13 protein-coding genes are annotated in these 13,473 nt (G+C 43.1%); 1 reads left to right on the top strand and 12 read right to left on the bottom strand.

All coding sequences use genetic code 11. The features are described 5' to 3' along the window. The 8 genes from rsgA to gmk form a co-directional block, all read right to left on the bottom strand. Positions 1 to 894: a ribosome small subunit-dependent GTPase A gene (rsgA, locus tag OZX63_RS05815; protein ID WP_277142310.1), complete on the bottom strand. Its 894-nt coding sequence runs from the start codon at positions 892 to 894 to the stop codon at positions 1 to 3. Further along, positions 895 to 2,850: a Stk1 family PASTA domain-containing Ser/Thr kinase gene (gene pknB / locus OZX63_RS05820; RefSeq protein ID WP_277142312.1), complete on the bottom strand. Its 1,956-nt coding sequence runs from the start codon at positions 2,848 to 2,850 to the stop codon at positions 895 to 897. It abuts the gene before it with no gap. After that, the gene (locus OZX63_RS05825) at positions 2,847 to 3,596 is read right to left on the bottom strand and encodes a Stp1/IreP family PP2C-type Ser/Thr phosphatase (RefSeq protein WP_277133587.1); all 750 of its coding nucleotides are present in this window, start codon (positions 3,594 to 3,596) and stop codon (positions 2,847 to 2,849) included. The genes pknB and OZX63_RS05825 overlap by 4 nt, the downstream gene beginning before the upstream one ends. A 4-nt stretch (positions 3,597 to 3,600) precedes the next feature. After that, positions 3,601 to 4,926 (bottom strand): 16S rRNA (cytosine(967)-C(5))-methyltransferase RsmB, encoded by a 1,326-nt coding sequence (gene rsmB, locus OZX63_RS05830; RefSeq protein WP_277142313.1) that lies wholly within the window; start codon positions 4,924 to 4,926, stop codon positions 3,601 to 3,603. Then, complete coding sequence (fmt, locus tag OZX63_RS05835; RefSeq protein ID WP_277142316.1) at positions 4,913 to 5,857, bottom strand: methionyl-tRNA formyltransferase; 945 nt, start codon at positions 5,855 to 5,857, stop codon at positions 4,913 to 4,915. The genes rsmB and fmt overlap by 14 nt, the downstream gene beginning before the upstream one ends. Positions 5,858 to 5,869: 12 nt before the next feature. After that, positions 5,870 to 8,269 (bottom strand): primosomal protein N', encoded by a 2,400-nt coding sequence (gene priA, locus OZX63_RS05840; RefSeq protein WP_277142318.1) that lies wholly within the window; start codon positions 8,267 to 8,269, stop codon positions 5,870 to 5,872. Positions 8,270 to 8,332: 63 nt separating this feature from the next. Continuing rightward, complete coding sequence (gene rpoZ, locus OZX63_RS05845; RefSeq protein WP_277133581.1) at positions 8,333 to 8,551, bottom strand: DNA-directed RNA polymerase subunit omega; 219 nt, start codon at positions 8,549 to 8,551, stop codon at positions 8,333 to 8,335. Positions 8,552 to 8,553: 2 nt separating this feature from the next. Beyond that, the gene (gene gmk / locus OZX63_RS05850) at positions 8,554 to 9,168 is read right to left on the bottom strand and encodes a guanylate kinase (protein WP_277142320.1); all 615 of its coding nucleotides are present in this window, start codon (positions 9,166 to 9,168) and stop codon (positions 8,554 to 8,556) included. A gap of 169 nt (positions 9,169 to 9,337) precedes the next feature. On the opposite strand from gmk, the gene OZX63_RS05855 reads away from it, so the two are divergent. Next, on the top strand, positions 9,338 to 9,613 hold the full coding sequence (locus OZX63_RS05855) for a hypothetical protein (RefSeq protein WP_277142322.1): 276 nt from the start codon (positions 9,338 to 9,340) through the stop codon (positions 9,611 to 9,613). Between the two features lie 48 nt (positions 9,614 to 9,661). On the opposite strand, the gene OZX63_RS05860 is transcribed toward OZX63_RS05855, so the two are convergent. Genes OZX63_RS05860 through OZX63_RS05875 form a run of 4 tightly spaced genes read right to left on the bottom strand, consistent with a single transcriptional unit; the run spans position 9,662 to position 13,473 of the window. Continuing rightward, the gene (locus tag OZX63_RS05860; RefSeq protein ID WP_277142324.1) at positions 9,662 to 10,102 is read right to left on the bottom strand and encodes an ASCH domain-containing protein; all 441 of its coding nucleotides are present in this window, start codon (positions 10,100 to 10,102) and stop codon (positions 9,662 to 9,664) included. Beyond that, positions 10,099 to 11,784 (bottom strand): DNA repair protein RecN, encoded by a 1,686-nt coding sequence (gene recN, locus OZX63_RS05865; protein ID WP_277142326.1) that lies wholly within the window; start codon positions 11,782 to 11,784, stop codon positions 10,099 to 10,101. The genes OZX63_RS05860 and recN overlap by 4 nt, the downstream gene beginning before the upstream one ends. 9 nt (positions 11,785 to 11,793) lie before the next feature. Next, a complete protein-coding gene (locus OZX63_RS05870) occupies positions 11,794 to 12,606 on the bottom strand; it encodes a TlyA family RNA methyltransferase (protein ID WP_277142328.1) in 813 nt (270 codons plus the stop codon). Then, a complete protein-coding gene (locus OZX63_RS05875) occupies positions 12,607 to 13,473 on the bottom strand; it encodes a polyprenyl synthetase family protein (RefSeq protein WP_277142329.1) in 867 nt (288 codons plus the stop codon).

Genomic DNA, 13,473 nt, shown 5'->3' on the forward strand with positions numbered 1-13,473 from the left:
TTATTTCAAATATTCGGGCATTCGGCCATTGGCAATTTCATTGCGCATCACTAAATAATCATCGTAGCGACTCTGGCGAATTTTGCCCTCGTCTACAAGCTGCTTAACCGCACAGCCGGGTTCTTTAAGGTGCTGACAGCCGCGAAACTTGCAGTTAACACTTGCTTTTTTAAACTCGACAAAGTAATTGCAGAGCTCGTTTAGTTTGATTGGCGTAAAGTCAATCGCGGAAAAGCCCGGTGTATCTGCCAAAAAGCCCTCGCCTAGGCTAAACAGTTGAACTGTTCTAGTCGTATGCTTACCGCGGTTTAAACTTGTTGAAATGGCGGCTGTTTCTTGTTGTAAATCCTTTTTTAAATGATTAATCAAAGTCGACTTACCAGCACCAGACTGCCCTGCCAGTGTCCAAATTTGGTCCTGCATAATTGCCTTAGGCAACTTGGTAGCCAGCTTGGTCCAATCATCATAAATGGGATAACCAATTTTGGCATAGTAATCAAGCTCCTGCTTAATCTTCTGCAGCTCAGCCGCATCAACAATGTCACTTTTCGATAAATAAATGCTAACGGCAACCTTTTGCCATGCAAAAAACGTCAAGAACCGGTCAAGCAATTGGAGTGAAAAGTCTGGCTCAACCGCCGATATCACCAGCAAAACATGACTTACATTGGCCAAAGCTGGCCGCCCAATCAGGTTTTTGCGCGGCATAATTGCAACCAAATAGCTGGTCCCTTGCTCATCAATTTGAATTTGCACGTGGTCGCCCACTGTTGGCTTTTCTTTGTTTTTACGAAAAACTCCGCGTGCTCTTGTGCGCACAACGCCAGATTGCGTCTGCACATCATAAAAACCGGCAATTAGGCCAACAACAATTCCTTCGACTTGCTTAGTCATTTATTTCACCTTTTCATTTAATATGGTTTGACCATCGCGCACAACTCGCAAACTACCAGCACCATTTTTCAGTGAAAATGGAATTGAAAAATTGGTATCTCGCTTAATGTATAAGTCGCGGTAAATATTGCTGAGAGAATGATTATCATCGGAAACATAAATTTGCACGTGGTTGCCATGACTGCCGGAAGTATTTTCGGAATCATAGTTAACGGTAAATGTTTTAATCGCGGATGAATCTTCTTCTTCCTTTGGCCCCTCTGATAAACTCACAGTCACCGTGCTACTGCGCGGCACCTGTGTACCAGCTGCTGGACTCATTGAAATAATCTTGCCTTTTTTGACTTTATCAGAATACGTTGAGGTCACTTGCAAGGTCAAGCCACGCTTATGAGCATATTCTTGCGCCTCTTTTAGCGTGTAATCCTTTAAGTTTGCCAATTTAATTGAATTACGACGCGGACCATCATCGCGACCCTTAGAGACAACTAAAGTGACCGTTGTTTGGTTAGGCTTAACCTCAACATCGGCAGCGATACTCTGGCTAATGACGTGATCAGGCGGTACATTAGGCGAATACTGGGTATCTTTGATAACATCAAAGCCCAACTTTTGCAGCTTTGCCACGGCCGCATCATAGTCTTCACCCGTGACGTCGGGCACGCGCACCATCCCGGCACCATCCGAAATATAGAGATCAATTGGCCGACCCTTTTTACTTTGCGAGCCAGCAGGCGGCAAGGTCTCAATTACGCGCCCCTGATCAATACTATCTGAACTCTTATGCTTAATATGCCCGACCTTCAGGCCAACTTTTTCTAGCTGAACTCGGGCACTCTTTTCGGTTAAATTAGTGACGTCGGGAATCCGAACGTCTGCATGGCTGCTAAGAACTAAAAACATTAATCCGACAACTGCAGCCGCAGCAACGGCAATAAACAACCACCACCACTTATTTTGCCTCAGACTAGCTAACAAACCGGTCTTTTTAACTGGCTGCTGCTCTGCCTCTTTGCCCTGAGCTTTTTCTTGGGTTACCTCGGTCTTGCGACTGGGCTTAAAGTTAGGCAAAACAATTGTCTCATCATTATTCAGACCATGATTGGGAATAAAAACTGGCTCATCAGCGCGGCTAGCATCAAGACTCGTATCCAGATCGGCCTTCATTTCTTGAGCAGTGCTGTAGCGGTCTCGAGGGTCCTTAGCAGTAGCCTTTAAAACCACATTTTCTAATGCTTGGGGAACTTTTGGGTCCTTTAATTTAATCGACGGAATCGGCTCTTGAGCATGCTTCAAGGCAATGGCAACAGCGGTGTCACCGTTGAAGGGCACCGTGCCAGTAATCAATTCATAAAGAATAATCCCCAGCGAATACAAATCCGATTGTTTGGTAACTAAACCGCCGCGCGTTTGCTCTGGAGACATGTAATGAACTGAACCAATTGCAGAATTGGTCTGGGTTACGGAATTTTGGTTCAAAGCCACAGCGATGCCAAAGTCGGCAATCTTAATATTGCCGCGTTTATCCATCAGAATATTTTGCGGTTTTAAATCTCGGTGAATCACATTATGCTTGTGCGCCAAGGCCATAGCACTCAATATTTGGTCCATTATCCGAATCACATCGCGCAAGTCTAGTGGTGAATTTTGCCGGATATACTCTTTTAAATCCGGACCCGAAACATACTCCATCACCATGTAAGGCAGGCCGTAATCCGTTCCAACATCCAGCACCATGACAATATTTGGATGGCTTAACTCACTAGTAGCTAATGCCTCACGTTGAAATCGCGCAAGAGTCTGTGGTTCGCGCTGCAAGTCCATTCGTAAAATTTTAACGGCAACTTTTCGCTGCAAAATAATGTCTTCGGCTAAATAAACGTTAGCCATCCCGCCTTCGCCCAGCGTGTCAATGATCCGGTAGCGGTCACCTAATAAATACCCTTTATCAATCACTGCTGATCACCGTCCTCGTCAACTACAAGGCAAACGGTAATATTGTCGCCACCACCTAAGCGGTTAGCTTCGTTGATTAATTTATGGCAGCGTTCCTTTAAAGACAATTCTTTGGTTGCCAAAATTTGTTGAATTTGGGGGTCACTTAACGAATTGGTCAACCCATCTGTACATAGCAAAATTACATCATTATCATGCAAAGTTATCTGGCGAAATTCTGGATCAATTGTGCTAGAAACGCCGAGTGCCTGCGTGATAATGTTTTTTTGCGGGTGATGTTTAGCCTGCTGCTTAGTAATTTGGCCAATCTTGACAAGTTCATTAACCAGCGAATGGTCTTCGACTAATTGGATAAACTTACCCGCGGTATAACTGTATGCCCGCGAGTCACCTAAGTGAGCGATTAAAGCTTCTTGCGCAAAAACAACGGCCAAAACAATCGTTGTGCCCATCCCATTCAAATCAGGAAAACGGTCAGCAGTCTTTAAAATCGTCTCATTTTCGGAATTAAGCTGGACATCAAGCCATTTACGAGCACTGTCACAATCAGTAAAGTCAGTTACGCCGAAACTATGGCCCAAATGGCTGACGGCCATTGTCGAGGCAACATCCCCGCCTTGGTGGCCACCCATGCCATCACAGACAATCGCCATAGTTGCACCGCTCTTATTTTGAAAAACTCGTACAAAATCTTGATTGCTTTTCCGTATCCGACCGATACTCGAAGCGTATGCTGTTTTAATCAAAACTCTAACCTCGCCTTACAAACTTAGCAATGAAAAAGCCGTCACTGCCATAACTATCAGGTAAAATCTTGAGCATCCCTTCTGGTGCATCAATTTTACCTGCCTTAAACGCCTGCAATTCAAATTCAGGATGTTGCTCTAAAAATGCCTTGACTACTGCCTCATCCTCTTCAACGGCAATGGTACAAGTGGAATAAACCAGTTCGCCATTCGCCTTTACAAGACCACTTAAATGATCAAGTAATGCCAACTGTACTTTTTGCAAGTTAGTTAAATCACTCAAGCTCTTGGTGTAGCGAATTTCCGGCTTACGGCGCAATAATCCCAAGCCAGAACATGGTGCATCAACCAGAATTTTAGCAAATTGACCTTGTGCAAAAACTTGATCGGCCTTGCGAGCGTCCATTGCCTTAGTGATAACGCGCTCGTTCACATTCATTCGCTCAGCATTTTGCTTAACTAGCCGCAACTTATTTTCATGAATATCAAGCGCAGTCACGTGACCCGTTGACAACTGTTCCGCAATCTGGACGGTTTTACCACCAGGTGCACTACAAGCATCCAGTACTTCTTCATCACCCATAAAATTGAAAGCATTTACCGCTAAACTAGCAGCTTCGTCTTGAATTGTCAATTTACCATCTTGAAATAACGGTGTCTCACTAACGCCACCGCGATCTAAAACTAGCTCGTCACTTGTCAAGGCAGACTCTTCTGGAGCAAAGCCCAAATCTGTCAGTTCTTTAATTACTTCTTTGGTATCTGCTAAGCGAGCAATGCGCACCGTATTTTTAGCAGGCAAATTAATACTGGTCAAAATACTGCTCGTGCGCTCAAGTCCCCAATTGTCAATTAAATATTGCACCAACCATTCGGGCACACTCTCTTTGACGCTCAAGTATTGTGCAGCATCCTTTTTATCAGGTAAGACTGACCCGCGACGAATTAACGCATGCAAAATGCCGTTAACAATTTTAAAACCGGTTGAATGAGGCTTACCAAATTGTTTAGCCAGCAGATTGGCCTCATTGACCGCTGCCCTGTTAGGCACTTTATCCAAAAATAAAATTTGGTAGCTAGACATCAATAATAACGGCAACAAATAATCTTCTTTAAGCTTGGTCTTAACTAGATCATGCAGCTGGTATTCTAAATAAATTTTGTATTGAATCGTACCATAAACTAGACGAGTACAAAAATTCCGGTCTGCTTGACTTAATTGCGAATGCCGCAGACTGTTATTCAAGCTAATGTTTGAGTATGAGCCATCGCGCAAAACGCGAATCAGTGTTTGCAGCGCGACTGCACGCGCACTTTTAGTCGTCGACAATTTGTTCTCCTACCGTATATTTACTGCCTTGACCGTTCAAAAAATTGTTAACGGTCATTTTCTTTTTACCCGCTGGTTGTAACTCTAATAAGTTCAGCACCGTCCCTTGCGCAAAACTGATTGCAAAACGGTCATCGTTTGCAACTAAACTACCTGCTGGCAGTTCTGTTTGCTCTGAACTAACTTCTGCTCGCCACACCTTCAGGCGTTTGCCAGCAACTGATAAATAGGCACCGGGATCAGGATTAAGCCCGCGAATTAAATTGTTGGCTTGTGTTGCTGTTAGTGTCAGCTTAATTTGTTCCTGGTCTTTTTGAATATTAGGTGAAAAGACAACCTTACTTGCATCCTGCGGCGTCTTTTGGTCAGGATTAGCAATGATCTGTGGCAAGGTTTCGAGCAATAAGTCACGGCCCAGCAGTGATAATTTGGCAAACACGCTGCCAGTGGTATCTTCTGGTTCAATCTTGAGTGCCTTTTGCGCATAAATATCGCCGGCATCCATTTGCTTGACCATTTCCATAATTGTTATTCCAGTTTCAGAATCACCATTGATCAGTGAATACTGAATTGGCGCCCCACCACGATATTTTGGCAATAATGAGCCGTGCACATTAACTGCCGCAATTTTAACTGAATTTAAAAATTTGGTCGGTAAAAATTGTCCGTAGGCTGCAGTAACAATCAGGTCAGCGTGCAAAGCAATCAACTCGGCAAGTTCTGGCGAGCCTGACAATTTAACTGGTTGAACAACTGGCAGATTAAGTTCTTCTGCGGCTACCTTCACTGGCGTTGGGGTAACTTTTTGCTTGCGGCCCACCTTTTTATCTGGCTGAGTAACAACCGCCTTAATATCATAATTATTCTCTACTAGTGCTCGTAAAATTGGCACCGCAAAATCGGGTGTCCCCATAAAAATAACTGATGTCATTGACATTCTCCTTTACATAATTCGCTCAGGCTCATTGTCGATATACACGCTTAAGCCGTACTTCTTTACTTCCTGCGCTGAGTCCTGAATTTGGTGTAATAAATTATTTAAGTTAACTTCTTTTTTATATTTTACCAGTATTTGATAATAATATTGGTTTTTTAGACGAGAAATTGCACTTGGTGTCGGTCCCAAGACAATCGTCGCTGGATGCAAATTAGCTTGCAAGCGGCGTTTAATCTTAAATGCTTCGCGAGCAGCATTTTGCTCCTTTTTGGCTGCGACCGATATTAATACCGTATAAAAATACGGCGGATAATTGCCGGCGTGACGCATCTGCATCTCGTAAGCGTAGAAGCGTTCATAATCTTGTGTTTGGGCGAGCTTAATTGCGTAGTGGTCCGGATTAAAGGTCTGAATGATTACCTCACCCTTTTTTTCAGCACGGCCCGCGCGGCCCGCAACCTGTGTTAACAGTTCAAAAGTCCGTTCAGAAGCATTATAATCTGGCAGCCACAAGCCAGTATCCGCATTGACAACCCCAACAAGTGTGACATTGGGAAAGTCCAGCCCTTTGGCAATCATCTGCGTCCCTAATAGAATATCTGCCTCATGATTGCCAAATGCATCCAAAATCCGTTTAAATGCCCCCTTGCGCCGGGTTGTGTCAACATCCATCCGCAAAATTCTTGCACCAGGCAGCAGTGAATTCAATTCTTCTTGAACCTTTTGCGTACCTGTCCCCAAGAAACGAATCTTAGGACTTTGACAATTAGGACACTTGCTTGGAATTACGATTGTATACCCGCAGTAATGGCATTGCATTTGTCCGGTGTCCTTGTGCATTGTTAGCGACAAATCGCAGTTGGGACACTTCATAACGTAACCGCATTCGCGGCACAACATAAAGTTGGCAAAGCCGCGCCGATTAAGCATCAGTATTACTTGCTCTTTTTTAGCCAATCGCTCTTGAATTGCAGTAACCAATTGCACCGTTAAGTCCAATTGTCCACCGGCAAAGTCAGCTTGCTTGAGGTCAATTAAATTAACTTCGGGCAATTTCTTTTGGTTAGCCCTTTTAGTCAATTTTAATAACTGATACACACCCTTTTGTGCTCGCGCACGGCTACCAAGTGATGGGGTGGCACTGCCTAACACTAAGGGGCAAGAATTATATTTACTGCGCCAGATCGCAACATCCCGGGCATGATAGCGCGGATTGTCTTCCTGCTTATATGAAGATTCATGTTCCTCGTCAATAACAATTAGGCCAATATTTGTCAAAGGTGCAAAGACTGCACTACGCGCGCCGACAACAACTCGCACTTCGCCGCGGCGGATTCGCCGCCACTCATCATACAGTTCGCCTTCCGATAAGCCACTATGCAGCACCGCTACCTGCTCGCCAAAGCGCTCTTTGACTTGGGTCACCATCTGCGGCGTTAGTGAAATTTCCGGCACCAGCATTAGCGCATTCTTCCCACTAATCAGGGTTTGGTTGATTGCATGCAAATAAACCTCAGTTTTCCCGCTGCCCGTGATGCCTTCAAGCAAAAAAGTCTGCGGCTTAGCCGTTTTAATAGCGGGTACAACTTGGTCTAATGCAGCTTGTTGCTCATCGTTCAATGTGATTTGGGCATGAGGATGCTTGTTCTTAGTGAAAGTAGCTAGCGGATCACGATAAACTTCCAGCGCTGACTTTTTCAGCCAGCCTTTTTTAACAGCACTTGTTAATGAGGCAGTATTAACCTGAGCGACTTGTTCTAATTGGCTTTGCAGCATCGGGAAGGCAGAGTAGTTTTCAATTATCGCCATCAGCAGTTGCTTTTGCTTAACCGCATTTTGTCGTAAAGACTCATAAAGGTCGATGTAGTCCTTTTTAGTTAAGACCAAAGCATACTGGTTTTGCGTCTTCACCTTGGCCCGATTTTCAACCAAATATTCAATTTTGGCATCATCATTACGTAGCAACTTGCGGATTGCCGCAATTTCCTTGGCATCGGTAACTTTATTTAAATCAATTGGCTCTCCCTGAAAAAATGGTAATTCTTTTTCCTGAGGAGATTGTGGTACCAAAATTTTGCGGTAATTTGCCCGCATCACTCGCGGCAGCATTGCCTTTAACAGTGTAATTCGATACGAAAATATGCGGTTAGACAATTCTTTAGATAATTCTACTAACTCTGGCGTTAACGGCGGCATTTCGTCAACAACTAATAGCAGATCCTTTAACTTGCCTTGAAACTGGCTGTTCTCAGTTAGGCCAACCACAAAGCCCTGCAATTTACGCGGGCCAAACGGTACAAACACCCGTGAGCCAATTTCGACATTACCAACTTCATCAGGAATATGATATTCAAAAATCCGATCCGTCTGCTTAGCTGCAATATCTACAATTACTTGCGCAATCATTTAATCACCTTGAAAAAAATGACCTCCATCACTTGCGGATGAAGGTCATGAAATTTAACCAACTTATTGATTAACCTCGCGATGTTCGGGATCAACGGTAACTTTACCGGCTTCGATTTCTTCCAGTGCCTTACCGACAGGCTTTAGCGACTTGTAGCTCTTCAATGCTTCTGGATCGCCAGCCTCTAATTCGTGTGCTCTCTTAGCAGCAAGCACTGATAACGAATAACGCGAATCAACACGTGCTAATAATTTGTCAATTGATGGATATGTAACTCTCATAATTAGTCCTCCCTGACCATTTTCCGGTAAGTATCAATTACCCGTTTGACGCTAACGTGCTCGGCATCAACAATTGCCTTAATATGATGGACGGCATTTGCCACCTGATCATTAACAACTGCATAATCATAATCTTGCATTACCAAAATTTCTTCTCTGGCCTGCTTGATGCGTCCCATAATGACGTCTTCTGATTCCGTGCCGCGGTTCTCCAAGCGCTCGTGCAAAGTGTGTAAGTCTGGTGGGGTTAAGAAAATAAAAACTCCATCCGGCATTTGTTCACGCACTTTTTGCGCCCCGTTAACGTCAATCTCTAACAACACATCTTTACCTTGCTCCAGCATCTTTTTCACTGGTGCAAGCGGCGTACCATAATAATGGTTCACATATCTATTATATTCTAGAAGTTCGCCATGGTTAATAGCTTGCTTAAAACGTTCTTCAGAAACGAAAAAATAATCTTTACCATTAACTTCGCCAGGCCGCGGCTTACGCGTCGTCATTGACACTGAATATTCAAACGGAAAAACTTTATTCTTAACTATTGCACTTTTAACGGTTCCTTTGCCAACTCCTGAAGGACCCGAAAGGACAAGTAACAAACCTTTATCTGCCATGCCATACTCCCCTATAAAAAGCTATTAAGTCTATTTAAAACTAAATGTAACAGTTTTTCAAGTTAATAAGTTTTTTGAGCAAATTTACACCAAACACTTGTTTTCGTAAACAGATGTTCGTATAATATGTTTATCAAACAAATGTTCGCTACTTTCAAGGGGTGCTTTAATGAAAAACTCGCTTAAGAAAATTTACCATTACCTATTTACTTATGATGATGACAGACTAAGCATTTATAACCAAGCTTATCGTCATATCTTAACTGCCCTAAACTTTGCTCTGCTTCACCGTGATTTTGTCATGATTACCTACCCAAATGACACAAGTGAAATCGGTCAGATTGTTAAGCGTGTATCGGCTGGACGTTTTATCTTACGTTCTAATGACCGCAAAATATTAAAAATAATTGACGTCAGCAATATTTTTCGGATTGATTTAGCTTAATAAAAACAACAAAAAGCTCGAGAACTAAAAATTCTCGAGCTTTTTTGATTATGAAATTTTGGCAAACACTTCACAGACAACTAGTGTCTCGTCATTAAAGGTCCAGCCTTCTTCTTTACATTCTTTAGTAAAGAAATCAACATGTGCCTGATGCCAATATGCATACGTGCGGTCACCCTCACCCTCATGATAAGCATGCTCTTGCGATACCTGCTTAAAGGGCATTACCTCACAAACCTTATTTTGCACGACACAAATCGGCTTATCAGAGCCATCTAGAATAATGCAGTACTTACCAACTTGCGCCAGACTATCCTCTGGTACATAGATACTAGTTGTCGCCGTCTTTATTCCGCAATTAACTAAATCGGCTAATTCATCAGCCATTTCTTTAGTATCACCAAAGGCAAATGCCTCATCCAATTCATTAGGATCAATTGCTCTTTCAATACAAAAATTACGCCAATACTGTTCTATTTGTGCATTCATTTTTTCTTTTTAAAACTCTCCATCAAATCTTCGGCATTCTGTTTAGCAGCTTCCGTTACGTTGCTGCCGGCCATCATTTCCGCAATCGCAGTAATTGTTTCTTCTTGCGTCAACGGCCCAATCTGCGTGTAAGTAGCACCATCCTTAACTTGTTTAGCCACCAAGTACTTTTGGTCACCTGCGGCGGCCACTTGCGGCGAGTGCGTGATCGCAATGACCTGTTTACTTTCACCAATTGAGTGCATCTTGGCACCAATTGCGGCCGACACGCGACCAGAAACACCGGTATCAATTTCATCAAAAATCATGGTGCCAACCGGTTCTACCCGACTAAAAATCGCTTTTAATGCCAAAATTAGCCGCGATTGCTCACCACCAGAAACAATCTTAACTAGCGGCATCAAATCCTCGCCGGGATTTGGCGCAATCAAAAAGACAATTTCATCAGTACCCTTGCTGGTAAAAGTCGTCGTACTTGAAAAATCAATCGCAAACCGCGCTTTTGCCATATAAAGATCGGCCAATTCCTGCTTGATTTTTTCCTCAAGATTACGAGCAACCTGCTCGCGCGTATCATGCAGTCCTCGTGCTTCTTGCGTCAGCTTTTCTTCAATTTCGGCAACCTGCTTCTGCAATTCTTCTTCGTCAAGGCCACCAGTTTCATATTGCCCTAATTCCTTTTGCACTTTTGTATAAAAAGCAAAAACATCTTCAAGGTCTGGACCATACTTTTTCTTCAGTGAATTCAAGGTATCTAGCCGGCTAGAAACATACTGGTAACGTTCCTCATCAAAGTCCATTTCATCCAAGACATTCGACAGTTCTCCGCGGGCATCACTTAACGCATAGACCCCATCGTCAATTGTCTTGGCAATATCCTTAAACTTGGAACCATATTCACTCAACTCATTGGCAGCATTTTGCGCGTCGCCAATTAAGGTTTCAATACCGTGCTCGTCATCATCATATAATTGCATCAAATAATTGGCAGTATCGACAATTTTTTGATAATTGTTCAGCTCGTTAAATTCTTCTTCAAGCTGCTCATCTTCATGGACATCTGTCAGGTTAGCTGCAGCCAGTTCATCATTTTGAAATTTTAAAATGTCCTGCTTTTGTGCTAATTCCTGCGCGTCTTTACGCAGATGGTTGAGCCGCGAAGTTAAAGTTTGCCACTTTGCAAAATCCTTTTGATAACTTGCTAGAGCCGTCTTAAAACTTGCCGGCGCGTAATTATCCACTAAATCAATCTGCCGATCCTGATCCATTAGTATCTGCTGGTCATTTTGACCATGAATATCAACTAGATAATTGCCTAACTCACGCAAGACATTAATTGTCGTCAACTGACCGTTAATGCGCACCACGTTGCGACCTTTGACAGCCAGTTCACGACTAATTATCAGCTGACCATCAGAATCTGGCAGACCATACTTTTCACATAATTCGGTGATTTCATTAGTACCCTGATTAACCTCAAATAATCCAGTGACAACGGCCTTTTTTTCACCGCTGCGCACCATTTCTTTTTGACCGCGCCCACCCATCAAGAGTGACACGGCATCAATAATAATTGATTTTCCGGCACCAGTTTCACCAATCAGCACCGTCATATTTTCTTGAAAGCGAACCTTCAGCGCCTTGATAATGGCAAAGTTCTTAATATCCAGCTCAACTAACATTTTTAACTCCTAAAGTTCATGAACTGCCCGTTCTACAACCTCTTCTGGCGTACCTGACCACAATTTTTGGCCGCCATTATGTTCTTCTTTTTGTAAATGAATCAAAAATTCAATGTTGCCCTTGCCGCCCTTAATTGGCGAATAATCAACATCAAGAACATTGAAGCCAACCTTCAGCGCCTGCTCAATTGTGTGTTCAATCACGGCACAATGAACCGCGTGATCATGCACAATACCGTGCTTGCCCACATTTTCTGGGCCAGCTTCAAACTGCGGCTTAATCAGACAGACGGCATCACAACCATCTTTTAAAATTTCAAACATCGGCGGCATAATCAAATCCAGCGAAATAAAGGAAACATCCGTCATGGCAAAGTCGGGCAGGCCTTGGGTAAAATCTGCCGGCTTACTATAACGAAAATTTTGCTTTTCCATGACAACAACACGGTCATCGTCGCGCAGTTGCCACGCCAGTTGGTTATAACCAACATCGAGGGCATAAACCATTTTGGCACCATTCTGCAATGCGACATCGGTAAAACCACCAGTTGAGGCACCAATGTCCAAACAAATTTTATTATTTAAATCAATTTGAAAAGACTTCAGAGCTTTTTCTAATTTGAAGCCGCCACGTGAGACGTATTTTTTGCCATCATCTTTAATGTAAAATTTTTCATCTTCGGGAAAACTCGTGCCGCTCTTGTCAATACGCTGGTGATTATGATCGGATACTAGTCCAGCCATAATTGCGCGCTGCGCCTGCGTTCTTGAATGAAAAAGGCCCTGCTCTGCCAATAAAATATCTGCTCTTTTTTTCGTCATTTACAGCACCTTTTGGTATAAATCAAGAAAGCCAGCTAATACACTGCCATTCAAACCAGCTAAACTGTCTTGGGCATGCTTAATCAGGCTAGTTAACTCCTGACGACTCTGCTCAATTCCCAGTAAAGTCAAAGTGTTATTCTTACCTTCTTCTTGATCCTTATGAGTTGCCTTGCCGGCTTCCTCACTCGTTTCTACAACATCAACCAAATCATCATAAATTTGGTATGAACGACCAAAGTCATGTGCAAATGCCATCAGTTTGGCTTTCTTATCAGGATCAGCTCCAGCGTAGGTTGCCGCCATCTCGACGCAAGCAAGGATGAGACAACCAGTCTTTAACCATTCCATTCGATTGATAAACTGAGCATCGTCAGCCACGCTAGCATTGTTGGTCGAATCAATGTCGAGATATTGACCGCCAACCATCCCGTTAGGGCCAACTGCCTGAGTAATGATTTTAACTAAGTCAGCAGAATGGCTGCCTGAGGCAATCCATTCTATTCCCATTGGTAACAATGCATCCCCAGCTAAAATTGCTTCGGCTTCGCCCCACCTTTTATGGCTTGTCAACTTACCCCGACGATAATCATCATTATCCATCGCTGGTAAATCATCATGAATTAATGAATAGGTGTGAATTAGTTCAATCCCGCAAGCAATGCGAACTTCTTGTTCACTAATCGGCTTGTCTAATGCAGCTAAAGTTGCTAGAAACAGTAGCGGGCGTAATCTCTTACCACCAGCCATTACTGAATAAGCCATAATTTGGCTAATCTTTTGATCATCAACTTCACTTGCTAAATGCTTTGTTAAATATTCATCAACAATTGGTGTCCATTTAGTTCTAAATTCTTTAAAAGTCAT

Origin of the sequence: Lactobacillus sp. ESL0700 (assembly GCF_029392095.1) — a bacterium.
Lineage (GTDB): Bacteria > Bacillota > Bacilli > Lactobacillales > Lactobacillaceae > Lactobacillus.

Excerpts from the sequence above, each read along its gene's own strand:
- gmk (WP_277142320.1), bottom strand. The coding sequence starts at position 9,168 with ATGGCAGATAAAGGTTTGTTACTTGTCCTTTCGGGTCCTTCAGGAGTT.
- OZX63_RS05875 (WP_277142329.1), bottom strand. The coding sequence starts at position 13,473 with ATGACTTTTAAAGAATTTAGAACTAAATGGACACCAATTGTTGATGAA.
- OZX63_RS05870 (WP_277142328.1), bottom strand. The coding sequence starts at position 12,606 with ATGACGAAAAAAAGAGCAGATATTTTATTGGCAGAGCAGGGCCTTTTT.
- OZX63_RS05855 (WP_277142322.1), top strand. The coding sequence starts at position 9,338 with ATGAAAAACTCGCTTAAGAAAATTTACCATTACCTATTTACTTATGAT.
- OZX63_RS05860 (WP_277142324.1), bottom strand. The coding sequence starts at position 10,102 with ATGAATGCACAAATAGAACAGTATTGGCGTAATTTTTGTATTGAAAGA.
- recN (WP_277142326.1), bottom strand. The coding sequence starts at position 11,784 with ATGTTAGTTGAGCTGGATATTAAGAACTTTGCCATTATCAAGGCGCTG.
- priA (WP_277142318.1), bottom strand. The coding sequence starts at position 8,269 with ATGATTGCGCAAGTAATTGTAGATATTGCAGCTAAGCAGACGGATCGG.
- rpoZ (WP_277133581.1), bottom strand. The coding sequence starts at position 8,551 with ATGAGAGTTACATATCCATCAATTGACAAATTATTAGCACGTGTTGAT.
- rsgA (WP_277142310.1), bottom strand. The coding sequence starts at position 894 with ATGACTAAGCAAGTCGAAGGAATTGTTGTTGGCCTAATTGCCGGTTTT.
- fmt (WP_277142316.1), bottom strand. The coding sequence starts at position 5,857 with ATGACATCAGTTATTTTTATGGGGACACCCGATTTTGCGGTGCCAATT.